Raw genomic sequence first — 23,678 nt, forward strand, 5'->3', positions numbered from 1 at the left:
CTCTGGAGAGCACCGAGACACAGGAGGCCCGAACGGGTCCGACCTCATTATTGCACGCTCCGCTTCCGCAGGCGCGCAACCAGTGCAACCCACAGCGGACCCACCCGTATTCCGTCCTGGGCGTGGATCTCACGGCGTGTCCGGCGCCGTGCGTGGAGCAGCATCACGACGCCGATCCCGATCACGACGTACTGCACGGTGAGGGCGAGCCGGAAGTTCGCCCAGGCGAACACGGTCTGCCCGGTGGCGTCGGACGCGATGTCGAGGACCGTGCCGATGAGGAACATCATCACGAAGGCCGCCAGGAACCCGCCGACGTTCACGACCCCGTTCGCGGAGCCGAGCGAGCCGACCGGGTTGAACGAGCGCGCGAAGTCGAACCCGATGAGGGAACCCGGACCGCCGATGCCCATCACGAGGACGAGGACGACCAGGAGCCAGGTCGGCGGGTGGTCCGGCCAGAGAAGGATCGCCGTCCAGACCACCGCCAGTGCGAACACGATGCCGAGCACGATGTTCGACCGGCGGAACGGGAACCGGGCGCAGAGGATGCCGAGCACCGGACCGACGACGAAGCCGGTGACGACGATGACGGTGAGGAAGCCGGCGGCCTCGGACGACGAGTACCCCAGCCCGCGCAGCATCGGCACCCCCCACAGCAGCGAGAACACCGTGCCGGAGGACTGCGTCACGTAGTGCGACCAGAACCCGAGCTGCGTGCCCGGACGGCGGAGCGCGTGCCCGAAGGTCTGGAAGGCGGCGCCCCAGGTGTGCGGGAGCGGTAGCGAGATGGTGTCGGTGCGGACGTGCACGGGGCCGTTCTTCACGAAGACGAACGCCAGCACGAGCCCGACGGCACTGGCGGCAGCGGCCACGCCGAACGCCGGCGTCCAGCCCGCGGTGTGCAGCAGGACGGCGAACGGGAACGCGGACAGGATCTGCCCGATCTGCCCGAGGTTGCCGGTCCACTGCGAGATCTGCGGCAGGATCCGCCCGCTGAACCACATCGGCACGAGGCGGATCACCGAGATGAAGGTCATCGCGTCGCCCGCGCCGACGAGCACCCGTCCGGCGATGGCCGGGCCGATCGTGGGTGACACGGCCACGACGGCCTGTCCGACCACCAGCAGCGCGGCGCCGAGCAGCACGAGCTTGCGCGGACCCACCCGGTCGAGGGCGATGCCCACCGGGATCTGCAGCCCCGCGTAGACGGCGATCTGCACGACCGCGAGGGTCGACAGGACCGCTGCCGAGACCGCGAACCGGTCCTGCGCGTCGACGCCGGAGACCCCCAGCGACGACCGCTGCACCACGGCGAGGACGTACGCGAGCACCGCGACGCCCCAGATGAGGAAAGCGCGCCGTGAGTTCACCCGACAAGGCTAGCGGGGGCGGCACCGCCGCCGGATCAGGCTGTGGAGAACGCGACCGGTGTGCACAGGCGGGTCGCGCCTCCAGGCGGTCGCCAGCAGGTCGGACGGGAGGCGCGGCGCGTCCCCGCCACGCGTCTGCGGTCAGTCCGTGGTCGCGTCGCCGTCCGGTCGGCGGTCCGCCAGGAACCGCTCGAGCTCCGCCGCGATCGCGTCCGCGGTCGGGACCTGCCCGTCGACGCCGGTGAGCGGCGAGGCGATGGGGTTGCCCTCCATGTACGTGTCGTGGCGCTCCTCGAGGACGCCGACCAGGCGCTGCAGCTCCTCGTTGCCGGCGACCTGCTCGTCGACGCGCGTGCGGAACTCGCGCCCCTCTTCACGGAGGGCGTCGGACGGGAAGATGAGGCCAGTCGCCGACGAGATGCCGGACAGCGCGGCGACGGCCGCGTCCGGGAACTCGGTGTCCGAGAGGTAGTGCGGGACGAGCAGCACGAGCCCGGTGACCTGCTTGCCGAGCTCGGACAGCCGGTACTCGACGAGGTGCAGGACGTTCGCGGGCGCCTGCGTCTCCGGCTTCCAGACGCTCATCTGCTCGACGAGGTCCGCGCGCGTGCCGGAGACCGTGAGGCTGATCGGGCGGGTGTGCGGGACCGGCATCGGGATCGACTGCACCCAGGTCGTGTCGGCGACCTGGAGCTCGTCGGCGAGGTCGGTGACGGCACGGACGAACCGGTTCCACTGGAAGTCGGGCTCGTACCCGGAGAGGAAGAGGAAGGGCTGCCCGAGCTCGTCGCGCACCAGGTGCAGCGCGAGCCGGGGCGGTTCGACGGCGGCGATGTGGTCGTGCTCGAAGGTGATCACCGGACGCCGCGCACGCCAGTCGAGCAGCACGTCGGGGTCGAACTCGGCGACGAGCTCCGTCTCGAGGTCCTCGAGCACTGCAGACGTCACCTGGGCCACGGCGGACCCCGCGTCGGCGAAGCCGGTCAGGCCGGCGATCAGGTGCAGCCCCGCAGGGACGGTCGGCGCGCCCTCGGCGAAGGTGTAGAGCTCCTCGGGGTGGTTCACCGTCCCCATGCTAGGCGGGGCACCGCGGTCCCCCGTGCGCGACCACCACGCCGACAGCGAACAGGTGCTGGATAGGGTTGGCGCATGGTCCGACCGACGCTCTCCACCACGACTTCCGCCCCCGACACCGTCACCGCCGACGTCCTCGTCGTCGGCGTCCGACCCGGAACGGACGGCGGCCCAGCGAGCCTCGCGCCGAGCGCAGCCGGGGCCGTCGACGCCCTGGCCGACCTCGACCTGGCCGCGATCGGCGTCACCGGCGCGAAGGACCAGCTCGTCCGTCTGCCCGGGACCGGCGTGGCCGCCACCGGCATCGCGCTCGTCGGACTCGGCAGTGCCACCGGCGCCGCCGCGATCCGTTCCGCCGCGGGCAGCGCCGTCCGCCAGCTCCCCACCGTGTCGTCGATCGCGCTCGCGCTGCCGACCGACTCGGCCGAACTCGTCGAGGCCGCACTCGAGGGGGCGGCCCTCGGCGCGTACTCGTTCACCCGGCACAAGGGCACCGGCACGACCGGCCCCACGCGGGGCGACCAGGCCGTGTCGGTCGTCGCGCCCGCATCGGTCGCGGACGACGCGACGGTCCGTCCGGCGATCGTCGCCGACGCCGCGACCCTCGTGCGCGACCTCGTGAACACCGCCGCGGGCGACCTCGGACCGTCGGACGTCGCGGACGTCGCGTCCTCGTTCACCGACGACCTGCCGCTCACCGTCGAGGTGCTCGACGAGACCGCGCTCGAGGAGCAGGGCTTCGGCGGCATCGCCGGCGTCGGCCGCGGCTCCGTTCGCCCGCCGCGCCTCGTCGTCGTGCGCTACGCACCGGAGGGCGCCGAGAAGCACCTCGCGCTCGTCGGCAAGGGCATCACGTTCGACTCGGGCGGCCTCTCGCTGAAGCCCGCCGGCTCGATGCTCGGCATGAAGACCGACATGACCGGTGCCGCGACCGTCCTCGCCGCGACCGTCGCCGCCGCGCGACTCGGACTCGACGTCCGCGTGACGGCCTGGCTCTGCCTCGCCGAGAACATGCCGTCCGGTTCGGCGACGCGCCCCGGCGACGTGCTCACGCTGAAGAACGGCAAGACGGTGGAGGTGACGAACACCGACGCCGAGGGACGCCTCGTGCTCGGTGACGGCATGGCCGCCGCGTCGCTCGAGGAGCCCGACGCCATCGTCGACGTCGCCACGCTCACCGGCGCACAGGTCGTCGCGCTCGGTGACCGCACCACCGGCCTGATGGGCAGCGACGACCTCGTCGCCCGCGTCCGTGCCGTCGCCGAGGCACAGGCCGAGCCGATCTGGCCGATGCCGCTCCCCGAGGAGCTCGACGCCCGGCTCACCAGCGAGGTCGCCGACATGGTGAACGCCACGGTCGGCAACCCGGCGGGCGGGATGCTGCTCGCGGGCAAGTTCCTGGAGCGCTTCGTCGGCGAGGGCATCCCCTGGGCGCACCTCGACATCGCCGGTCCGTCGGAGAACAAGGGCGGCGGCTACGGGTGGCTCGGCAAGGGCGCCACCGGCGTGATGGTCCGGACGCTCATCGCACTCGCAGAAGAGCTCCAGGCCAAGTAGTAGGTTTGGGTGCGGTGGGGCAGCGCGTTCGACGTGCCCCCACCGCAAACCAACGGGACGGGACCGGAACCATGCGGTCCGACCGTCGGACGCCGCCGCCGCGGTGTCCAGTGGGGTCCGATCGGCCCCGACACGCACGAGGGAGTTGCACCAGGTGACGGAACAGACTTACGACGTCGTGGTCCTCGGTGGCGGCAGTGGTGGCTACGCTGCTGCGCTCCGGGCCGCCGAGCTCGGGATGAGCGTCGCGCTCATCGAGGGAGACAAGCTCGGGGGGACGTGCCTGCACCGCGGCTGCATCCCGACCAAGGCGCTGCTGCACGCGGCCGAGATCGCCGACGGCACCCGTGACGCCGAGAAGTACGGCGTCATCGCCGAGTTCGCCGGCGTGGAGGTCCCGAAGGTCATCGAGTACCAGCAGGGCGTCATCAACTCCAAGTACAAGGGCCTGCAGGGCCTCATCAAGGCCCGCGGCATCACCGTCGTCGAAGGCTGGGGTCGTCTCACCTCGCAGAACACCGTGCAGGTCGGCGAGCAGACCGTGACGGGCAAGAACATCGTCCTGGCGACGGGTTCCTACTCGAAGTCGCTCCCCGGGCTCGAGATCGGTGGTCGGGTGATCACCTCCGAGACCGCGCTCCGCATGGACTACGTCCCGAACAAGGTCGTCATCCTCGGCGGCGGCGTGATCGGCGTCGAGTTCGCCAGCGTCTGGAAGTCCTTCGGCGCCGAGGTCACCATCGTCGAGGCGCTCCCGCACCTGGTCCCCGCCGAGGACGAGTCGATGTCGAAGCAGCTCGAGCGTGCGTTCCGCAAGCGCGGCATCCAGTTCTCGCTCGGTGTCCGCTTCCAGGGCGTCGAGCAGCACGAGAACGGCGTCGTCGTCACCCTCGAGGACGGCAAGACCTTCGACGGCGACATCCTGCTCGTCGCGGTCGGCCGTGGCCCCGTCACGCAGAACGTCGGCTACGACGAGGTCGGCGTCGCGATGGACCGCGGGTACGTCACCACGAACGAGCGCCTCGCGACGAACGTCCCGAACGTGTACGCCGTCGGCGACATCGTCCCCGGCCTGCAGCTCGCGCACCGCGGCTTCCAGCAGGGCATCTTCGTCGCCGAGGAGATCGCCGGTCTCAACCCGGTGGTCATCGAGGACAAGAACATCCCGAAGATCACGTACTCCGACCCCGAAGTCGCTTCGGTCGGTCTCTCGCAGGCCAAGGCCGAGGCCGAGTACGGCGCCGACAAGGTGGACTCGTACGAGTACAACCTCGCCGGCAACGGCAAGAGCCACATCATCGGCACCGCGGGTTCGGTCAAGGTCGTCCGCGTCGTCGACGGTCCGGTCGTGGGCGTCAGCATGATCGGCGCCCGGGTCGGCGAGCTCATCGGCGAGGCACAGCTCGCCGTGAACTGGGAGGCCTACCCAGAGGACATCGCTCCGCTCATCCACGCACACCCGACGCAGAACGAAGCGCTCGGCGAGGCGTTCCTGCACCTCGCGGGCAAGCCGCTGCACGCCCTGTGAACACCATGACCACCACCACGAACCACCCCTGCGAAGAGGAGTCCACCCGATGAGCGAATCCGTCAACCTCCCGGCGCTCGGCGAGAGCGTCACCGAGGGCACGGTGACCCGATGGCTGAAGAACGTCGGTGACCGGGTCGAGGTCGACGAGCCGCTGCTCGAGGTCTCGACCGACAAGGTCGACACCGAGATCCCGTCGCCGATCGCCGGCGTCGTGGAGGAGATCCTCGTGCAGGAGGACGAGACCGTCGAGGTCGGGACCGCGCTGGTGAAGATCGGCGACGGTTCGGGTTCGGGTTCGTCCGACGGCGGCTCCGACGAGTCCTCGAACGAGGCCGCGGCCGACGCCGAGGAGCCCGAGGCCGCGCCGAGCACCGAGCAGGAGTCCGAGACCCCCGCTCCGGAGCCGACCGAGCCCGAGCCGGCCCCCGCCGGTCAGACGCAGCCCGCCGCGCCCCAGGCCCCGGCGGCACCGCCCGCCCCGGCCCCGGTCCCCCAGGCTGCTCCGGTCCCGCCGCCCGCCGCTGCTCCCCCGGCCGCCGTCCCGGCTCCGGCCGCGGCGCCCGCACCGGCCGCTGCTCCGGCGCCGGCCGCCTCCGGTGGTTCGACCCCGAGCGCCTCCGTGCCCAACCCGACGCAGGACGCCTCGGCCTCCGGCTACGTCACACCGCTCGTGCGCAAGCTCGCGAACGAGCAGGGCGTCGACCTGTCGACCGTCACCGGCTCCGGTGTCGGCGGACGCATCCGCAAGGAGGACGTCCTCGCGGCTGCTGAGGCCGCCGCCAAGGCCCCGGCCGCCGGTGGTACGTCCGCTGCAGCTCCGTCCGGTCCCTTCGTCGCCGAGGTCTCGCCGCTGCGTGGCACCCGCGAGAAGATGACCCGCCTCCGCAAGGTCGTCGCCGAGCGCGCCGTGCAGTCGATGACCTCGACCGCGCAGCTCACCAGCGTCGTCGAGGTCGACGTGACGAAGGTCGCGCAGTTCCGCGATGCGCACAAGGCGGAGTTCCTCGAGAAGACCGGCTCGAAGCTCTCCTTCATGCCCTTCTTCGCGCTGGCGGCGTCCGAGGCGCTGAAGGCACACCCGAAAATCAACTCGACGGTGGAGGGCGAGGAGATCGTCTACCCGGAGACCGAGAACGTCTCCATCGCGGTGGACACCGAGCGCGGCCTGCTCACCCCGGTGATCAAGGACGCTGCGTCGCTCAACCTGACGCAGTTCTCGCAGTCGATCGCCGACCTCGCCGAGCGCACCCGCAACAACCAGCTGAAGCCGGACGAGCTCGCAGGTGGCACGTTCACGCTCACCAACACCGGTTCGCGTGGCGCGCTGTTCGACACCCCCGTGGTGTTCCTGCCGCAGTCGGCGATCCTCGGGACGGGCATCGTCACGAAGCGTCCCGCGGTCGTGAAGGTCGACGGCCAGGAGGCGATCGCGATCCGTTCGTTCGTCTACCTCGCGCTGTCGTACGACCACCGGATCATCGACGGTGCCGACGCGTCGCGGTACCTCGTCGCGGTGAAGAACCGCCTCGAGGAGGGCAACTTCGGCCCGAACCTCGGGTACTGATCGCAGCACCTGCCTGACGGAACGGCCCTGGTCCCCTGTGGACCGGGGCCGTTCCGCGTTGGTGCTGCTCCGGCCGGGCGTGCTGCTCCGGCCGTGCGTGCTGCTCCGGCCGTGCGTGCTGCTCCGGCCCGTTCGTGCTGCTCCGGCCCGTTCGGCTTCCTACGACAGGGCGAAGACGGCTGCGGCGGTGAGTCCTGCCGCCACGACTCCCCCGACGAGCGCTCGGCGGAGCGGCAGGCGGCGGCCGGACCCGAGCGGCACGCCGTGCTCGACGACGTCACGGAGGATGCTCGTGACCGTCCGGTCCGGGGTCGGCGTGACCGCGGGGAGGCCCAGGAGCAGGTCGTGCGGCTGCGGCTCCCACCGGATCGGGCGCGGCGCGGCGGCAGCTCGGACGACGGCGAGTGCGGTTCGGACGATGTCGACGTCACCGTCGAGAGCGTCTGCCAGCGCCACGTCGACGGATGGGCGGACCGGATCCCGTTCGTCCGTCCGCTCCCACACCATGCGCGCCGCGAGGAGCAGGATCCGGGAGCCGTCCTGGTCGGAGCGACGGTGTCCGTCCGGGTGCCCGCCTAGTGCGTTGCCCGAACGCGGTACGGCGGCCGGCGTGCTCGGCGTGCTCGGCGTGCTCGGCGTGCTCGGCGCCAGGATGACGGCTCCGGGAGGTCGGTCGCAGAGCAGGACGGCACCGGCGTCGTCCACGAGCACGTCGTCGAGCCCGGCCGTGCCGATCGCCACGGCGCCCGAGCGCCCCGCCGCAGCGAGTTCGAGCAGTGGCACGGTCAGGGTCACCGCGACACCGGTCGTCGGCGTGCCGAGTGTGTCGAGCGCCGCGCTCAGGGAAGTGCCCGCCGGGCGGATGACGTCCACGGCGAGACGTCCGTCCGACAGCCGTCCGACAGCGCCGATCGGCGCGAGGTGGCGGCCGGGCGCGGTCGCGCGGTCGGCCGCCCATGCGAGGAGCGACCGCTCGTCGTCGGACGCGCACCAGCGGATCCGATCCGTGACCATCTGCATGCGGAACAGGATCGCGTGCGGTGCGTCGCGCCTCCCGACTGGTGCACGGAACTGTGGAGAACCGTGTTCGCCCACAGCCTGGAACTCTGCGGTCCTGAGCTGGCGGCGAAAGCCGTATCCTGGGTGCATGGCACGCAGCACTCCTCAAGGTACGACGGCGAAGGAGCCGGGTCGTCTCAAGCAGATGTACCAGGTCTTCACGATGACCCGTCGGGCGGACCCGAGTTCCGTCTGGTGGTTCGCGCTCGCGTTCGTGGTCCCCGTGGTCCTCGGCGTCCTCCTCGCACTGCTGCTGCCAGGACAGAACTGGCTCGCGGTGATCCTCTGGATCGTCGCCGGTGTGCTGCTCGGTGTGCTGCTGTTCCTCATCGTCCTCGGGCGCCTCGCCGAGCGCGCCGCGTACTCGCAGATCGAGGGGCAGCCCGGTGCCGTCGGTGCCGTGCTGTCGAACTCGCTCCGTCGCCAGTGGCGCTCGAGCGAGATGCCGGTCGCCGTGCACGGTCGCTCGCAGGCAGCCGTCTACCGTGCGGTCGGTACGCCGGGGGTCGTCCTCATCACCGAGGGCCAGCGCGGCAACCTCACCCGTCAGGTCGACGAGGAACGTCGCAAGGTGCAGCGCATCGTGCCGAACGTTCCCGTGCACGTCGTCCACGTGGGCACCGGCAAGGAAAGCGACGGGAAGGACGCGGTGACGCTGCACAAGCTCCCCCGCGCCATGAACAAGTTCAAGAAGGCCCTCAACCGCAACGAGGTGCTGGCGGTCGCGAACCGTCTCGACTCGCTGACGCAGAGCCCGGCAGCCTCGATCCCGAAGGGCATGGACCCGATGCGGGCGCGTGCCGGTCGGCCGCGCTGAGCCTCCCTCATCGCCGAACGCCCTCGACCGTGCCAGGTCGGGGGCGTTCTGCGTTGCGGCGGCACGGCTTCGGTGCCGGATCCGTGATGGGGCGGCGGCTCGCACGGTGCGGGCGTCGTCACCCGGTGCGGGTTCGGTCGCCCGGTGCGGGCGTCGTCACTCGGTGCGGGTTCGGTCGCCCGGTGTGGGGTTCTGGCGTCGCACGGGGCCGGCAACCCCGCACGGGGTGGCGACGGCGGCACGGTGCCGGTCGGCTGGTCGGGCGGGTGCGGGCCTGCGGACGCGATTCGTCGGTCCATCCGTTGCGCACGCGCGGCAGCGACACCGTCGACGTCGTACAACATCGGATTCGTCGCAACCGCGCGCCTGCACTCGTTGCACACGCGCGGCAACGACACCGTCGACGTCGTACGACATCGGATTCGTCGTTCGGGGTCAGCCCAGCCCAACGCCCGGCCCGACCCGAGCGGGACAGAGCCCAGCCCGAGCGCCCGCCGCGCCTCGCCCGGCGTCAGCGCCGGACGAGCACCGTCCCGGCGATCCGGTCGTGCGCCCCGCGGCTGTCGCGGTCGATGATGAGCGCCGGCACCACCAGGCAGAGCAGCAGCGTCCGGACGACGGGCCGCCAGATGCCGACGTACCCGCCGCGCATCGGAACGACCCGGAGACCGACGCAGATGTGCCCGAACGACCCCGACAGCAGGCAGATGAACAGGATCTGCAGCGCGGCGAAGATGGCGATCTGGATCCACGAGTGGGCGATGTCGCCGGACCCGTTCACCGGCGACCACACGCCGGTGACGTAGGCGACGAGGTCGGCCAACGCTCCGTCGATGAGGAGCGCGACGACCCGGCGACCGATCCGTCCGACACTCCGTGGGCCCTCTTCGGGCAGACCGAGGTCCTTACCGGGCCAGCCGTCCGGGTGGGCGGACGACGCGGAGGACGGAGTGGTGCTGCGGGCCATGCCCTCAAGCGTAGGCGACCCGACCGATCGGGACCGACCCCACCGACGCGGCCCGACCCACCGCGACGTAACACGCACGAAACAAAGCAGTCACGTCCGGGAAACTCGGTGTCAATAGCCTCGTCGGAGGGTGCACCCGTGCACCTCCACATCCCCAACCCCCAGGAGATCGACACACATGTTCAGCGATTCCTCCGAGGTCCTGGCCTTCATCAAGGACACGGACGTCAAGTTCCTCGACATCCGATTCACCGACCTGCCCGGTGTGCAGCAGCACTTCAACATCCCGGCATCCACGGTCGACGAGGACTTCTTCTCGGTCGGTCAGCTCTTCGACGGCTCCTCGATCCGCGGCTTCGCGTCGATCCACGAGTCCGACATGCAGCTCATCCCTGACGTGACCACCGCGTACATCGACCAGTTCCGCGCCGAGCGCACGCTGATCATGATCTTCGACATCTACAACCCGCGGAACGGCGAGATCTACGGCCGTGACCCGCGCCAGGTCGCCAAGAAGGCGGAAAAGTACCTCGCGTCGACGGGCATCGCGGACACCGCGTTCTTCGCCCCCGAGGCCGAGTTCTACATCTTCGACGACGTCCGCTACTCGGTCACACAGAACCAGTCGTTCTACTCGGTCGACTCCGAGGAGGGCGCCTGGAACACCGGCCGCGAGGAAGAGGGGGGCAACCTCGCCAACAAGACCCCGTACAAGGGCGGCTACTTCCCGGTGTCCCCGGTCGACAAGACCGCTGACCTCCGCGACGACATCACCCTCAAGCTGATCGAGGCGGGCTTCGAGCTCGAGCGCTCGCACCACGAGGTGGGCACCGGCGGCCAGCAGGAGATCAACTACAAGTTCGACACGATGGTCCACGCCGCGGACGACATCCTGAAGTTCAAGTACATCGTCAAGAACACGGCTGACCAGTGGGGCAAGGTCGCCACGTTCATGCCGAAGCCGCTCTTCGGCGACAACGGCTCGGGCATGCACACGCACCAGTCGCTCTGGTCGGACGGCAAGCCGCTCTTCTACGACGAGAACGGCTACGGCGGTCTCTCGGACCTCGCGCGCTGGTACATCGGCGGCATCCTCAAGCACGCCTCGGCGCTGCTCGCCTTCACCAACCCGTCGATCAACTCGTACCACCGTCTGGTGAAGGGCTTCGAGGCTCCGGTCAACCTGGTCTACTCGGCCGGCAACCGCTCGGCTGCGATCCGCATCCCGATCACGGGCACGAACCCGAAGGCCAAGCGCATCGAGTTCCGCGCGCCGGACGCCTCGGGCAACCCGTACCTCGCCTTCGCCGCGCAGCTGATGGCGGGCCTCGACGGCATCCAGAACCGCATCGAGCCGCACGAGCCGGTCGACAAGGACCTCTACGAGCTCCCCCCGGAGGAGGCCAAGGGCATCCCCCAGGTCCCCGGCTCGCTCGACGAGGCCCTCGACGCGCTCGAGGCGGACCACGAGTTCCTCACGAAGGGCAACGTCTTCACCGAGGACCTCATCCAGACCTGGATCGACTACAAGCGCGAGAACGAGATCCTCCCGCTGGCCCAGCGCCCGCACCCGTTCGAGTACGAGCTGTACTTCGGCGTCTGAGTCGCACTCGGCACCATGAAGGGCCCCGCACCGGTTCACCGGTGCGGGGCCCTTCCGCGTGGCCAGGGCGACTTGCCGCTGCCCGAGACTCGGGCTGGGCGACAGTACTCGCGCGGTTCAGCACGAGAACGGTCGCTGACGCCGAGTCTCGACGCAGCCGGGGCGAGTCTCGCGGGGACGGCTGGCCGGCCCCGGCGGGGCGGGCTGCGGCAGCTGCGGTGGACGTGACTGCCTGGAGGCGCGGTGCCGGCCCGCCGGGTGGACACCGCGCCTCCAGGCGGTCGCGACGCACGTTCCTTCCCATCGCACCCGCGGTACCAAGCAAGCACACGAAAGCGGGGCCCGCGCCGCCCCCGGCACGGACCCCGCTTCGCGAACGGCGACTAGCGCGCGGTGGCCACCGCGTCGTTCGTCCCCGCGGCGACGCTCACGGGTGCACCCGTGACCGGAGTGGGCCGTCCCAGGGAACGGACGGTCCAACCCGACTTGACCCAGTCCTGGACCGGGAGGCAGTTGCGCGCGTCGATGACCACGCGGCGGCCGACGATCCCCGCGAGTGCGGCGGGGTCGGCCTCGACGATCTCGTCCCACTCGGTGAGGACGAGGACGACGTCGGCGTCCTCGATCGCGTCCTCCATCGACGTCGCGTAGGTGAGCGTCGGGAAGGAGCGGCGGGCGGTCTCCATCGCCTCCGGGTCCCACAGGGTGACCTGGGCGCCCCGGAGGTGCAGCGCAGCGGCGACGTTGAGGGCCGGCGAGTCGCGGACGTCGTCGGTGAGGGGCTTGAACGCGGCCCCGACGACGGCGACGCGGCGGTTCAGCACGGAGCCGTCGAGCGCGTCGATCGTCATGTCGATGACGCGTTCGCGCTGCCCCATGTTGATCTCGTCGACCTGCTGCATGAGTCCGACGACACGGCCGGCGCCGAGTTCGTTGGCGCGGTGCATGAGCGCACGGATGTCCTTCGGCAGGCAGCCGCCGCCGAAGCCGAGGCCGGCGTTCAGGAACTTCCGGCCGATGCGGGCGTCGTGCCCGAGGGCGTCCGCCAGCGTCGACACGTCGGCACCGGTGATCGCGCACATCTCGGAGATCGCGTTGATGAACGAGATCTTCGTGGCGAGGAACGCGTTCGCGCTGACCTTGACGAGTTCGGCGGTGGCGAGGTCGGTCGTGATGACCGGGGTGCCCTCGGCGATGGGTGCGGCGTAGACCTCGCGGATCACCGCGTCGGCGGCCGGGGACGCGCCGCCCCACACGAGGCGGTCCGGGTGCAGGGTGTCGTCGACGGCCTTGCCCTCGCGGAGGAACTCGGGGTTCCAGATCAGCTCCGCGTCGATGCCGGCCGGGGCGAACTCGCGGATGATGCCGCGGAGCCTCGACGCGGTGCCGACCGGGACGGTCGACTTGCCGACGATGAGGCCCGGGTGGGTGAGGTTCTCGGCGACACCGCGGGTGGCGCTCTCGACGTAGGAGAGGTTCGCGGCGTGCGACCCGGCGCGCTGCGGGGTGCCGACGCAGACGAAGTGGACGTCCGCTGCGGCGACCGCCTCGGCGATGTCCGCCGTGAACCGGAGCTTGCCGCTGGCGACGTGCTTCGTGATGAGCTCCGGCAGGCCGGGCTCGTAGAAGGGGACCTCGCCGGCGGACAGCGCGGCGAGCTTCGCCGGGTCGACGTCCACGCCGATGGTCTCGAAGCCCATCTCTGCCATGGCGGCCGCGTGGGTGGCACCGAGGTAGCCGGTGCCGATGACGCTGATGACGGGAGCGGGACGGACGTCGGTGGAGTCGGCGCCGGTCTTCTTCTGAGCGGTCATTGCTTGACCTCCTGCAGGTCGTAGTCGATGTCGGTGCGCTTGATGCCGTCGGCGAAGGCCTGGAGGCTGTCCGATCGGGAGTCGAGGCGCCAGTCGTTGGTGGTGCGGGTGCCGTCCACGATCGTGGTCGCGGTCTCGCTGAAGTAGGCGAAGCCGATGATGTCCTTGTTCGCGGGGTCCGCCAGGGCGTCGAACAGCGAGTCGATCCACTGGGACTTCTGGCTGTTCGAGACGCTGCCCCCGGTCTCGGTGGCACCGATCTCGTTGAGGACGATCCCCTTGCCCGGTGCGACCTGCCGGATCTGGGCGAGCGTCGCGCCGAAGGTGTTCTCGAAGGTCGGCTGCTCGGTGGCGTCACGGTAGTAGCCGCTCATGCCGACCCAGTCGACGTACTGCGCGCCCGGGTAGTAGTTCTGCATGTACTCGAGCGTCTGGTACTTCGTGTTGCCGAGCTTGTCGATGCGCGACGGTGACCAGTCCCAGATGGCGTACTGGTTCGCGCCGTTGTCCTGGAAGACCTGCCAGACGTGCTGCCACATCGCCTTGTACGAGCCGGCGGCGTTCTGCTGCTTCGAGGATTCGGACCAGTTGTACCACTGGCCGTTCATCTCGTGGTCGAGGCGGATGACGAGCGGCATCCCGTTGCTCGTGAGGGCCTGGGCGTACTTCGTCAGGTAGGCGTCGAACTTGCCGGAGATGATGTCCTGGTTCGTGTAGCCCTCGATGTACGGCTGGTCGTTGCCGGTCTTCGCGGGCAGCGACTCCCAGGTCATCATCGGGAGGCGGCCGTTGGCCCAGGAGCGCTGGACGGCGTTCGCGTTGAAGTCCTGGTCGAAGCCCTGGAAGAAGCCGACCATGTTCGTGGCCTTGCCGACCTCCTGGGAGACCTGGTCGTACTCGGACCAGTTGAAGGGCGACTGCGCCGTGTAGAGGCCGTACCAGCGGGACTGCTGGGCGAGGATCTGGGCCTTCGTCGGCGTGCTGATCGGGTCGGTGCCGTCCGGGTCCTTCGACGGGCCCGAGTTCGGGTTCGTCGCCGGCGCGCCGGAGCCACTGCCGTTGCCGGAGCCCGAACCGTTGCCGGAGCCCGAACCGTTGCCGGAACCCGAGCCCGAGCCGTTCCCCGAGCCCGAGCCGCCACCGGACGAGGTGGAGCCGGCCGCCTTCGCGCCGGAACCCGAGCCGCCGGAGGAGGCCGTGCCTCCAGACCCGCTCGTCGCCGCACCGAGCTCGGACTGGAGCGACGCGATCTGCCCCTTGAGCTGACTGATCTGGTCGGCCCGCGAACCGGCCTGCGCCGACGTCGAGTCGAGCTTGCCCTCGAGCGCCCAGATCTCCTTCTGAGCGGCGGTGAGCTTCGACTGCAGCTCGGCGGCGGAGATCTTCTTCTTGGGTGGGGTGACGCCGAGCGCCTGGTGGACCGCGGTGGAGACCGTGCCGGACGGGGAGACCCAGACGTTCCAGGTGATCAGGCCGAGGATGATGACGATCGCGGTGGCGCCGACTGCGGTGAGCCGGGCGTGCTTGCTGGACTGGGCCCACCAGGCACCTGAGGAGCGGATGAGGTCAGACAATGAGGAAGGCCTCCAGGACGAAGATCGCGATGCCGATGACGTACGGGATCGCGGCGTACGGGTTGTACCGACGGACGCGGGCGGGGGCGGGTGCCGCGGCCGGTCGTGCGGCGGGCTGCGCGGCAGCTGACGCGTGGGCGGTCGACCGGCGGGTGGCGAGCACCGTCGCGGTGGAGCCGGTGGCGGTGTCCGGGCCGAAGAGCTCGTCGAACGCGCGGTCGACGGCCTGCTGGTCGGCGGCCGCTCCGTTCGGCGTGGGCTGACCGGTCGACGCCGCGGCGTACCCCGCCGTCGGCGCCGCGTCGATCGGGCTCACCGGGGTCTGGGTACCCACGGGCGACGGCTGGACGGCGCCGGGGTCCTCCTCCATCGGTCCGCCGGCGTACGCCCCGGCACGGGTCCCCCAGCCGGACGCGTGCGCCAGGCGGAAGAAGCCGAGGAGCCGGATCGGCATCAGGAAGAACGTCGACACGATGATGAACATCGGCAGGCGGAAGAAGTCGCTCGGCTTCTCGGCGAGGTGCCGCATCTGGCGGATCGCCATGCTGAGCACCGACGAGACGACCATCAGCGCGGCGACGTAGACGAAGCCGGTGGAGAAGCCGTACTGCTGGAGGATCCCCTGGTACAGGTTCTCGCCCTGCCCGGTGAGGCCGCGGTAGATCCAGCCGGCGATCACGCCGAACAGCATGAACGGCAGGATGATGTCGGTCAGGAAGAACAGCGCGAGGATCGGCGCGTGACCGAGCATCCACGGGAGCATCCGCAGCGTGTTGTACTGCGAGCCGCGGGCCCAGCGGAGCTGCTGCTTGAAGAGCTTCTTCACCTGGAGCGGGGCGTCCGTGTAGACCAGCGACGTGTACTGGTAGACGGTCCGGTACCCCTCCTTGAGCGTGAGGTTCGTGAGCGTCCGGTCGTCGGACACCTCGAGGAACACGTTCATGAACTTCTCGTGCATGAAGCGGTCCATGACGCGCATCAGGATGTCGCGGCGGAAGGCGATCGTGCGGCCCGGCAGGCAGCCGATCTGCCCGAGCACGCTCTGCGCGGGCATCGAGTAGAGCGCCCGCGAGTTCTCCAGCCAGTCCGCCCAGCGGGTGATCCAGCTGCGCTCCGGCTCGAGGATGCGCTGCCGGGTGGTGACACCGCCGACGGAGGCGTCGGCGAAGGGCTTGAGGAGTTCCTCGAGCGCGCCGGGCGTCCACACCGTGTCCGAGTCGACGAGCACGGTGATGTCCCCGTTGGACATCTCGGTGCCGACCTTGACGGCGTTGCGCTTGCCCGGGATGGGCGTGTGGGTCCAGCGGACGAGGGGGGCGAACTCGTCGCAGACCGCTTCGAGGGCCTCGTTGCGGGCGCCGTTGATGACGACGATGATCTCGCCGGGACCCTGCTCGACCATGCGGCCGATCACGTCACGGAAGAGGTCGAGTGGCTCGTCCACCACGGGGACGACGACACTCGTCGTCCCGGTGTACGTGCCGGTGAAGGGGCGGTACCGGGCGGACAGCACGACCTTGAGCAACCAGAGCAGCCAGATCACCGCGGAGTACACGGCGAAGAGGTAGAACTCGGGGTGCCCGTCGACCATCTGCCGGATCTGCAGAATGAAGGTGAACATCGATCCCTGCTTCAACGTTCGGGGTGGAGATTCCGCGCCATCGGGAAATCGGGGGTCGGTTCGGGTGACCCCATTGATGCAGAAACGTGATGGCACCCGCAACGCGGCCCCCGTCCGGGGGCGTTTCGGGGAGGTTACGGGGTACAGACTGGTCCCCCTCTCGCGGGCACCGACTTGTCCGCACTGCTGCTGACAGCACTCCTGCGGACAGCATCCGTCGGCCAACGCGGGTGGGCACCGCCGTTCGAGGGCCTGGAGGCACGGATCACGTGTCCGTGAAAGCCCCGGTCACAGCGGTGTTCCCGGGTGCGGCGGGGCGCGGCTGCCACGCCGCGTCATCCACCGCGAGCACAGTTGGTCACAGCTCGGTAACGAGTGATCGTCGATTCGAGCAAGGGGTACAGGGTGACCGGGAACGGGGGACGCCGCAGGTTACGGGGAATTCACTTCCGAGGACGTGTCAACTCACTGCGAAACACGTCGGTCCGGGCGTGTCGCCGGTCGTCAGGCGCCGTAGAACTCGCGCTCGAACACCTGGCGCGCACGGCGCGTGACGCCGAGGTAGTCGTCCTCGAGCCGGGACGCCGACCCGGGCGGGTACTCCATCAGCCGGGCGATCCCCTCGAGCTGGACACGGTCGACCGGCAGCACGTCCGTCGTCTTGCCGGACCACAGCACCAGGGCGCTTCGCGTCCGTGAGGCGAACCGCCAGGCGGCTCCCAGGCGCTCCGCGTCCTCGGCACCGACGAGCCCGGCCGCCACCGCGGCGTCGAGCGCCTCGAGCGTGGACGTCGTCCGGAGCCCGGGGATCGTCAGCGCGTGCTGGAGCTGCAGGAGCTGGACGAACCACTCGACGTCACTGAGGGACCCGCGACCGAGCTTGAGGTGGCGGGCCGGGTCGGCTCCGCGTGGGAGCCGCTCCGACTCGACGCGGGCCTTGATGCGGCGGACCTCGCGGACCTGCAGGTCGTCGATGTGCTCCGGGTACCGGGTGCGGTCGGCGAGGTGCTCGAAGTCACGGAGGAGCTGCGCGTCCCCCACGGCGCCACGGGCACGGAGGAGCGCCTGGGCCTCCCACGTCAGCGACCAGCGGGCGTAGTAGGCGTCGTACGAGTCGAGGGTGCGGACCACGGGGCCGTTCTTGCCCTCCGGCCGGAGGTCGATGTCGAGGTCGAACGGGTGGATCGCATCGTCGGTGAGCCGGGAGAGCTCACGGACGATCGTCTGCGCCGCCCGGGACGCCTGCTCGGACGGCAGGTCCGCCGGAGCCCGGTAGACGTAGAGGACGTCGGCGTCGGAGCCGAAACCGAGCTCGCGGCCGCCGTACCGCCCCATCGCGATGACCCCGAACTCGAGGCCGGCCGGGGCGTCGCGGCGCGCGAGGGCCACGGCTCCCGCGAGCGTCGCCTCGGTGACGTCGCTCAGGGCCGGGCCGAGGGCGTCGACGTCGAGGTGCCCGAGGACCGCCGCCATGCCGAGCCGGAGCGTCTCACGGCGCCGGGCGGACCGGACGAGGGCGGCTGCTCCCGCGACGTCGTCCCCGTGGCGTGCCGTGACGGCGGTGACCTCGGCGAGCAGCGACTCGATCGGGCGGGGGCGCAGCAGCGTCTCGGGTTCGTCGAGCCAGGCGACGGCCTCGGGGAAGCGTTCGAGCAGCCCGGACAGGAACGCCGACTCGGACAGCACCGTGGTGAGCGAGTGCGCTGCGCCGGACGAGTCGCGGAGCATGCGGAGGAACCAGCTCGACTCCCCCAGGGTGTCACTGAGCCGGCGGAAGGCCAGCAGCGCTCGGTCGGGAGCCGGTCCCTCGGCCATCCAGCGCAAGAGGACGGGCAGCAGGTTCCGCTGGATCGCCGCACGCCGGCTGGTGCCCTGGGTCAGCGCCCGGATGTGGCTGAGGGCTCCCGCCGGGTCGACGAAGCCGATCGCCTCGAGCCGGTCGACGGCCTGGTCGTTCGTGAGGACGATGTCCCCGTCGCTCGCCGCCACCGCGGACAGCAGCGGCCGGTAGAACAGTCGCTCGTGCAGCCCGCGGACCTCGAGCTTCACGGCACGCCAGCGCGTCTCGAGTGCGGACGCCGACCGCGCGAGTCCACTCGACCGCGCGAGGATCCGCAGCTCTTCCTCGTCCGACGGCATCAGGTGTGTGCGCTGCAGCCGCCGGAGCTGGATGCGGTGCTCGAGCACCCGCAGCAGCGCGTAGTCGGGCCCGAAGCGGGCGGTCTCCGGCCGACCCACGTACCCCGCCGCGGTGAGGGCGTCCATCGCCTCGAGGGTCGACCGCACACGGACGGACTCGTCATCGCGGCCGTGCACGAGCTGGAGCAGCTGCACCGTGAACTCGACGTCCCGCAGGCCACCCGGTCCGAGCTTCAGCTGCCGGTCCACCTCGCCGTCCGGGATGTTCTCGGTGACCCGCTCCCGCATCCGCTGGACCGACTCGACGAAGCCCGGGCGGGTGGCGGAGTTCCACACGAACCCGGCCACCGCGTCGGCGTAGCGCTCCCCGAGGTCCATCGACCCGGCGATCGGGCGCGCCTTGAGCAGCGCCTGGAACTCCCACTGCTTCGCCCAGCGCTCGTAGTACGCCACGTGCGAGTCGAGCGTGCGGACGAGGGCGCCGTCCTTGCCCTCGGGACGGAGGTTCGCGTCGACCTCCCACAGCGCCGGCTCGGCCGCGAGGTCGGTGATGGCGTGCGTGGCCGCGATCGCCAGGCGGGTGGCGATGAGGACGGCGCGGTCGGTGCCGACGCCGGTCGCCGGTGCGTCCGGGTCGGTTTCGGGTCCGTCGACGAGCGTGGGTTCGGTGACGAAGATGACGTCGACGTCGCTGACGTAGTTGAGCTCGCGCGCGCCGGCCTTGCCCATCGCGATGACCGCGAGCGGCGTCGCGGCGACGTCGGCCTCGGGGAACGGGACCTCGCGACGGGCGATCGACACCGCCGCCTCGAGCGCGGCACCCGCCAGGTCGGCGAGGCCCGCGGCCACGGCGGGGAACGCGTCGGTCGGCGAGACGCCCAGCACGTCGAACAGGGCGATCTGCGCGAGGTGGCGCCGGTAGCGGACCCGGAGCCGGAGCCGGGCGTCCTCACCCACCGCGCCGTCGATCGCCGTGAGCAGTGACTCGGTGTACCGCTCCTGCGACCACGGCTCGGTCACGGGTCCGAGCAGCAGCGCGATCTCGGCCGGCCGACGGTGCAGGAACTCACCGAGGCCGACCGACGCCCCGAGCAGCCGCACCAGGCGCTCGGTCGCCGCCTCGTCGGCGAGCACCGGACGGAGTTCGTCCGGCGCTCGCTCGAGCAGCCGCTCGAGCGCGCGGAGTGCGCCGTCCGGATCGGCCGTGGACTCCCACAACCCCGGCACGTCGCTGACCGGGACCCGGAGGTCGGGGCCGAACCGTGCCTCCAGGTCGGCGATCCGCTGCAGGCTCTCCGACAGCTCCGCGAAGCCCAACCGGGCCAGCTCGGAACGCGACGTCGTCGTCCTGCTCGTCATGCGGGTGCGGTGCTCGGGGGTCGCTGCCTAGAGCGCGCCGAGGTTCGTGTCGAGCTCGAACGGCGTGACCTGGTCGCGGTAGCGCTTCCACTCCTGCCGCTTGTTGAGCAACACGAAGTTGAAGACCTGCTCGCCGAGGGTCTCGGCCACCAGCTCGGAGTCCTCCATCAGGCTCAGGGCGTGGTCGAGGCTGGCCGGGAGCTGGCTGTACCCGAGCGCGCGGCGCTCCGAGTCGGTCAGGCTCCAGACGTTGTCCTCGGCCTCGGGCGGGAGCTCGTAGCCCTCCTCGATGCCCTTGAGGCCCGCCGCCAGCAGCAGCGAGTACGCGAGGTACGGGTTCGCCGCCGAGTCGATGCCGCGGTACTCGATGCGGGAGGACTGGCCCTTGTTCGGCTTGTACAGCGGCACGCGCACCAGGGCGGAACGGTTGTTGTGGCCCCACGTCACGAAGGACGGGGCCTCGTCGCCGCCCCAGAGGCGCTTGTACGAGTTCACGAACTGGTTCGTGACCGCCGTGATCTCCGGTGCGTGCTTGAGGACACCCGCGATGAAGTGCTTCGCGGTGTCGGAGAGCTGGTACTGGCCGCCGGCCTCGTAGAAGGCGTTCTGGTCGCCCTCGAACAGCGACACGTGCGTGTGCATGCCGGAGCCCGGCTGCCCGGAGATCGGCTTCGGCATGAAGGTCGCGTAGACGCCCTGCTCGATCGCCACCTCCTTGACCACCGTGCGGAAGGTCATGATGTTGTCCGCCATCGTCAGGGCGTCGGCGTAGCGGAGGTCGATCTCGTTCTGCCCCGGGCCGGCCTCGTGGTGGCTGAACTCCACCGAGATGCCGAGGTCTTCGAGCATGCGGACCGACCGGCGGCGGAAGTCGTGCGCGCTGCCACCGGGGACGTTGTCGAAGTACCCGGCCTGGTCGACGGGCTGCGGGCCGCCGTCCTTCCAGTCGCGGCTCTTCAGCAGGTAGAACTCGATCTCGGGGTGCGTGTAGAACGTGAAGCCACGCTCGCTCGCCCGGGCCAGCGTGCGCTTGAGCACGTTGCGCGGGTCGGCGACGGCGGGCTGCCCGTCCGGCGTCGTGATGTCGCAGAACATCCGCGCGGTCGGGTCGATCTCACCGCGCCACGGCAGGATCTGGAACGTCGAGGGGTCCGGGTGGGCCAGCACGTCGGCCTCGTACGACCGGGTCAGTCCCTCGATCGCGGAGCCGTCGAACCCGATGCCCTCGGCGAACGCACCCTCGACCTCGGCCGGGGCGATCGCCACCGACTTCAGCGTCCCGATGACGTCCGTGAACCAGAGTCGGATGAACTTGATGCCCCGCTCCTCGATGGTGCGGAGCACGAAGTCCGTCTGCTTGTCCATGCACGCCCTTTCCGTGTGCTTCCGGCCGGTCGACGGCCGTCCGTACAGCCTATTGGTCCTGGTCGTCCCAACGCTCGTTGTTCGCCTTGATCCGGTCCAGGGCGTGTTGCGCTTCCTCGCGGGTGTCGAACGGGCCGATGCGGTCGCGCTGCGGGGACTGCGGGCCCTGCTCCACGGCGTGCGTCTTCTCGTTGAACCACCACTGGGACTCGATGCGTTCGTCGCTCATGCCGCCACCGTACCCACGTGACCGCAGGTGCGGTGGGTGGCCGCCGGTGCGGCGGGTGGCCGCCGGTGCGGCCGCCGCGCCGAGACTCGGGCTGGGCGACAGTTCTCGCGGCTCCGGCCGCGAGAACTGTCGCCCACGCCGAGACTCGGCGAGGCCGTGGCGAGGCCGCGGCGAGGCCGCGGCGAGACTCGGTCGAGCGGACCGACGGGGCGCGCCCCGCGCGCATGGTGACCGCCTGGAGGTGCGGTGCCGGCCCGGCGGACCGGCACCGGGCCTCCAGGCGGGCACGTCGCACCCCCGCACCCGCGTCGCGGGATCCGCGCACCTGGCTAGAGTGGTGCGCATGCCCCGGGACGAACACGGACACCTGACCGCCGGCCGCATCTCCCCGCAGCGGCACGTCCCGAAGGACATCGAGCGTCCGGAGTACGTCGGCAAGGCGGAACCGCACGAGCACGGCCTCGGCGACACGTACACGCCGGACGAGGTCGAGCGCATCCGGGTCGCCGGCCGCATCGCCTCCCAGGCCATCGACGCCGTGGGCGAGGCGATCCGACCGGGCGTCACCACCGACGAGCTCGACCGCATCGGCCACGAGTTCGTCGTCGCGCACGGCGCGTACCCCTCCACCCTCGGCTACCGCGGGTACCCGAAGTCGCTCTGCTCGAGCCTCAACGAGGTCATCTGCCACGGGATCCCGGACGACACCGTCCTGCAGGAGGGCGACCTCGTCAACATCGACATCACCGCCTACAAGGACGGGATGCACGGCGACACGAACCGGACGTTCATCGTCGGCCAGGCGTCGCAGGAGGTCACCGACCTCGTCGACCGCACGCGCACCGCGATGGAACGCGGCATCAAGGCCGTCGCCCCCGGCCGCCAGGTCAACGTCATCGGCCGCGCCATCGAGGCCTACGCGAAGCGCTTCGGCTACGGCGTCGTCCGCGACTACACCGGGCACGGTGTCGGTCGGGCGTTCCACTCCGGGCTGATCATCCCGCACTACGACGCCCCGCGCTTCGACGACGTCATCGAGCCCGGCATGGTGTTCACCATCGAGCCGATGCTCACCCTCGGCGGGATCGACGCGGACATCTGGGACGACGACTGGACCGTGTCCACGCGCGACAAGTCCTGGACCGCCCAGTTCGAACACACCCTCGTCGTCACCGAGCGCGGCGCCGAGCTCCTCACCGTCTCCTGACGATCCCGTCTTCCGTCCACGCACCGTCACCGCACCGTCCACCCCTGAAAGGCACACACATGACCTCCCTCGCAGTCGGCGTCGACATCGGCGGTACGGGCATCAAGGGCGCGATCGTCGACGTCACCACTGGTGAACTCACGACCGACCGGATCAAGAAGGCCACCCCCGAGGGCGGGAAGCCGCACGACATCGTCGCGGTCGCCGCCTCCATCCTCGACGAGCTCTCCCCCGCCGCCGACGTCCCGGTGGGCGTCTGCTTCCCGGCGATCGTCCGCGACGGCAAGACCATGTCGGCCGCCAACGTCTCCAAGAAGTGGATCGGCTTCGAGGCCGAGGCCCTCTTCGAGAAGGAGCTCGGCCGCTCCATCCACTTCGTCAACGACGCCGACGCCGCCGGGTTCGCCGAGCAGCAGTTCGGCGCCGCGAAGGGCAAGGACGGCCTCGTCATCGTCACGACGCTCGGCACCGGCATCGGCACCGCGCTCATCAACGACGGCGTGCTCATCGTGAACTCCGAGCTCGGCCACCTCGAGATCGACGGACACGACGCCGAGTCGCGGGCGTCGTTCGCCGCGAAGGAGCGGGACGACCTGTCCTGGAAGCACTGGGCGAAGCGCCTGCAGACCTACTACTCCACGCTCGAGGCGCTGCTCTCCCCCGAGCTGTTCGTCGTCGGCGGCGGTGTGTCGAAGCAGTACGAGGAGTTCCTGCCGCTGCTCGACCTGCAGGCGGACATCATCCCGGCGACGCTCCGCAACAACGCCGGCATCATCGGCGCCGCGACCCTGGCCGCGCGGAGCGCCTGAGCCGTCCCGGCGCCTG

17 protein-coding genes are annotated in these 23,678 nt (G+C 70.5%); 7 read left to right on the top strand and 10 right to left on the bottom strand.

Features of this window, described 5'->3' with window-relative positions; translation table 11 throughout:
• Window positions 1–47 precede the first annotated feature (47 nt).
• Both BLT36_RS16280 and BLT36_RS16285 read right to left on the bottom strand, forming a co-directional pair.
• The gene (locus BLT36_RS16280) at window positions 48–1,373 is read right to left on the bottom strand and encodes an MFS transporter (RefSeq protein WP_092096758.1); all 1,326 of its coding nucleotides are present in this window, start codon (window positions 1,371–1,373) and stop codon (window positions 48–50) included.
• A gap of 141 nt (window positions 1,374–1,514) precedes the next feature.
• Complete coding sequence (locus BLT36_RS16285; RefSeq protein ID WP_092096760.1) at window positions 1,515–2,447, bottom strand: proteasome assembly chaperone family protein; 933 nt, start codon at window positions 2,445–2,447, stop codon at window positions 1,515–1,517.
• A gap of 75 nt (window positions 2,448–2,522) precedes the next feature.
• On the opposite strand from BLT36_RS16285, the gene BLT36_RS16290 reads away from it, so the two are divergent.
• From BLT36_RS16290 to sucB, 3 genes are all read left to right on the top strand, one after another.
• Window positions 2,523–4,004, top strand: a complete 1,482-nt coding sequence (locus tag BLT36_RS16290) for a leucyl aminopeptidase (RefSeq protein ID WP_092096761.1) — start codon at window positions 2,523–2,525, stop codon at window positions 4,002–4,004.
• A gap of 154 nt (window positions 4,005–4,158) precedes the next feature.
• A complete protein-coding gene (gene lpdA / locus BLT36_RS16295) occupies window positions 4,159–5,532 on the top strand; it encodes a dihydrolipoyl dehydrogenase (RefSeq protein WP_092096763.1) in 1,374 nt (457 codons plus the stop codon).
• 49 nt (window positions 5,533–5,581) lie between these two features.
• Window positions 5,582–7,099: a 2-oxoglutarate dehydrogenase, E2 component, dihydrolipoamide succinyltransferase gene (gene sucB, locus BLT36_RS16300; protein ID WP_092096764.1), complete on the top strand. Its 1,518-nt coding sequence runs from the start codon at window positions 5,582–5,584 to the stop codon at window positions 7,097–7,099.
• Window positions 7,100–7,258: 159 nt separating this feature from the next.
• On the opposite strand, the gene BLT36_RS16305 is transcribed toward sucB, so the two are convergent.
• On the bottom strand, window positions 7,259–8,119 hold the full coding sequence (locus BLT36_RS16305) for a hypothetical protein (protein ID WP_139166498.1): 861 nt from the start codon (window positions 8,117–8,119) through the stop codon (window positions 7,259–7,261).
• Between the two features lie 127 nt (window positions 8,120–8,246).
• Here BLT36_RS16305 and BLT36_RS16310 point away from each other — a divergent pair, with 127 nt between their 5' ends.
• Complete coding sequence (locus BLT36_RS16310) at window positions 8,247–8,975, top strand: DUF4191 family protein (protein WP_092096768.1); 729 nt, start codon at window positions 8,247–8,249, stop codon at window positions 8,973–8,975.
• A gap of 511 nt (window positions 8,976–9,486) precedes the next feature.
• On the opposite strand, the gene BLT36_RS16315 is transcribed toward BLT36_RS16310, so the two are convergent.
• Complete coding sequence (locus BLT36_RS16315) at window positions 9,487–9,942, bottom strand: RDD family protein (RefSeq protein WP_092096769.1); 456 nt, start codon at window positions 9,940–9,942, stop codon at window positions 9,487–9,489.
• Between the two features lie 178 nt (window positions 9,943–10,120).
• On the opposite strand from BLT36_RS16315, the gene glnA (BLT36_RS16320) reads away from it, so the two are divergent.
• Entirely contained in the window at window positions 10,121–11,545 is a 1,425-nt protein-coding gene (glnA, locus tag BLT36_RS16320) for a type I glutamate--ammonia ligase (protein WP_071291904.1), read from the top strand.
• A 383-nt stretch (window positions 11,546–11,928) separates the two neighbouring features.
• Here glnA (BLT36_RS16320) and BLT36_RS16325 read toward each other — a convergent pair whose 3' ends face one another.
• The 6 genes from BLT36_RS16325 to BLT36_RS16355 all read right to left on the bottom strand — a co-directional run bounded on the left by BLT36_RS16325 (window position 11,929) and on the right by BLT36_RS16355 (window position 21,646).
• Window positions 11,929–13,359, bottom strand: a complete 1,431-nt coding sequence (locus BLT36_RS16325; protein WP_092096771.1) for a UDP-glucose dehydrogenase family protein — start codon at window positions 13,357–13,359, stop codon at window positions 11,929–11,931.
• Window positions 13,356–14,933: a glycoside hydrolase family 26 protein gene (locus BLT36_RS18845; RefSeq protein ID WP_175529695.1), complete on the bottom strand. Its 1,578-nt coding sequence runs from the start codon at window positions 14,931–14,933 to the stop codon at window positions 13,356–13,358. The genes BLT36_RS16325 and BLT36_RS18845 overlap by 4 nt, the downstream gene beginning before the upstream one ends.
• The gene (locus BLT36_RS16340; protein WP_092096775.1) at window positions 14,926–16,554 is read right to left on the bottom strand and encodes a glycosyltransferase family 2 protein; all 1,629 of its coding nucleotides are present in this window, start codon (window positions 16,552–16,554) and stop codon (window positions 14,926–14,928) included. The genes BLT36_RS18845 and BLT36_RS16340 overlap by 8 nt, the downstream gene beginning before the upstream one ends.
• Window positions 16,555–17,058: 504 nt before the next feature.
• Window positions 17,059–20,052: a bifunctional [glutamine synthetase] adenylyltransferase/[glutamine synthetase]-adenylyl-L-tyrosine phosphorylase gene (locus BLT36_RS16345; protein ID WP_092096776.1), complete on the bottom strand. Its 2,994-nt coding sequence runs from the start codon at window positions 20,050–20,052 to the stop codon at window positions 17,059–17,061.
• A 27-nt stretch (window positions 20,053–20,079) separates the two neighbouring features.
• Window positions 20,080–21,417, bottom strand: coding sequence for a type I glutamate--ammonia ligase (gene glnA / locus BLT36_RS16350; RefSeq protein ID WP_092096778.1), 1,338 nt, complete (start codon window positions 21,415–21,417; stop codon window positions 20,080–20,082).
• A 49-nt stretch (window positions 21,418–21,466) separates the two neighbouring features.
• Window positions 21,467–21,646, bottom strand: coding sequence for an SPOR domain-containing protein (locus tag BLT36_RS16355; RefSeq protein WP_092096779.1), 180 nt, complete (start codon window positions 21,644–21,646; stop codon window positions 21,467–21,469).
• Between the two features lie 343 nt (window positions 21,647–21,989).
• On the opposite strand from BLT36_RS16355, the gene map reads away from it, so the two are divergent.
• Together map and ppgK are read left to right on the top strand one after the other, a co-directional pair.
• Complete coding sequence (map, locus tag BLT36_RS16360) at window positions 21,990–22,853, top strand: type I methionyl aminopeptidase (RefSeq protein ID WP_092096781.1); 864 nt, start codon at window positions 21,990–21,992, stop codon at window positions 22,851–22,853.
• Between the two features lie 59 nt (window positions 22,854–22,912).
• Entirely contained in the window at window positions 22,913–23,662 is a 750-nt protein-coding gene (gene ppgK / locus BLT36_RS16365; protein WP_092096782.1) for a polyphosphate--glucose phosphotransferase, read from the top strand.
• Window positions 23,663–23,678: the final 16 nt, after the last annotated feature.

This window comes from Curtobacterium sp. UNCCL20 (genome assembly GCF_900101675.1).
GTDB lineage: Bacteria > Actinomycetota > Actinomycetes > Actinomycetales > Microbacteriaceae > Curtobacterium.

Excerpts from the sequence above, each read along its gene's own strand:
- BLT36_RS16285 (WP_092096760.1), bottom strand. The coding sequence starts at position 2,447 with ATGGGGACGGTGAACCACCCCGAGGAGCTCTACACCTTCGCCGAGGGC.
- BLT36_RS16290 (WP_092096761.1), top strand. The coding sequence starts at position 2,523 with ATGGTCCGACCGACGCTCTCCACCACGACTTCCGCCCCCGACACCGTC.
- sucB (WP_092096764.1), top strand. The coding sequence starts at position 5,582 with ATGAGCGAATCCGTCAACCTCCCGGCGCTCGGCGAGAGCGTCACCGAG.
- BLT36_RS16305 (WP_139166498.1), bottom strand. The coding sequence starts at position 8,119 with ATGCAGATGGTCACGGATCGGATCCGCTGGTGCGCGTCCGACGACGAG.
- BLT36_RS16310 (WP_092096768.1), top strand. The coding sequence starts at position 8,247 with ATGGCACGCAGCACTCCTCAAGGTACGACGGCGAAGGAGCCGGGTCGT.
- BLT36_RS16315 (WP_092096769.1), bottom strand. The coding sequence starts at position 9,942 with ATGGCCCGCAGCACCACTCCGTCCTCCGCGTCGTCCGCCCACCCGGAC.
- glnA (WP_071291904.1), top strand. The coding sequence starts at position 10,121 with ATGTTCAGCGATTCCTCCGAGGTCCTGGCCTTCATCAAGGACACGGAC.
- BLT36_RS16325 (WP_092096771.1), bottom strand. The coding sequence starts at position 13,359 with ATGACCGCTCAGAAGAAGACCGGCGCCGACTCCACCGACGTCCGTCCC.
- BLT36_RS16340 (WP_092096775.1), bottom strand. The coding sequence starts at position 16,554 with ATGTTCACCTTCATTCTGCAGATCCGGCAGATGGTCGACGGGCACCCC.
- BLT36_RS16345 (WP_092096776.1), bottom strand. The coding sequence starts at position 20,052 with ATGACGAGCAGGACGACGACGTCGCGTTCCGAGCTGGCCCGGTTGGGC.
- glnA (WP_092096778.1), bottom strand. The coding sequence starts at position 21,417 with ATGGACAAGCAGACGGACTTCGTGCTCCGCACCATCGAGGAGCGGGGC.
- BLT36_RS16355 (WP_092096779.1), bottom strand. The coding sequence starts at position 21,646 with ATGAGCGACGAACGCATCGAGTCCCAGTGGTGGTTCAACGAGAAGACG.
- map (WP_092096781.1), top strand. The coding sequence starts at position 21,990 with ATGCCCCGGGACGAACACGGACACCTGACCGCCGGCCGCATCTCCCCG.
- ppgK (WP_092096782.1), top strand. The coding sequence starts at position 22,913 with ATGACCTCCCTCGCAGTCGGCGTCGACATCGGCGGTACGGGCATCAAG.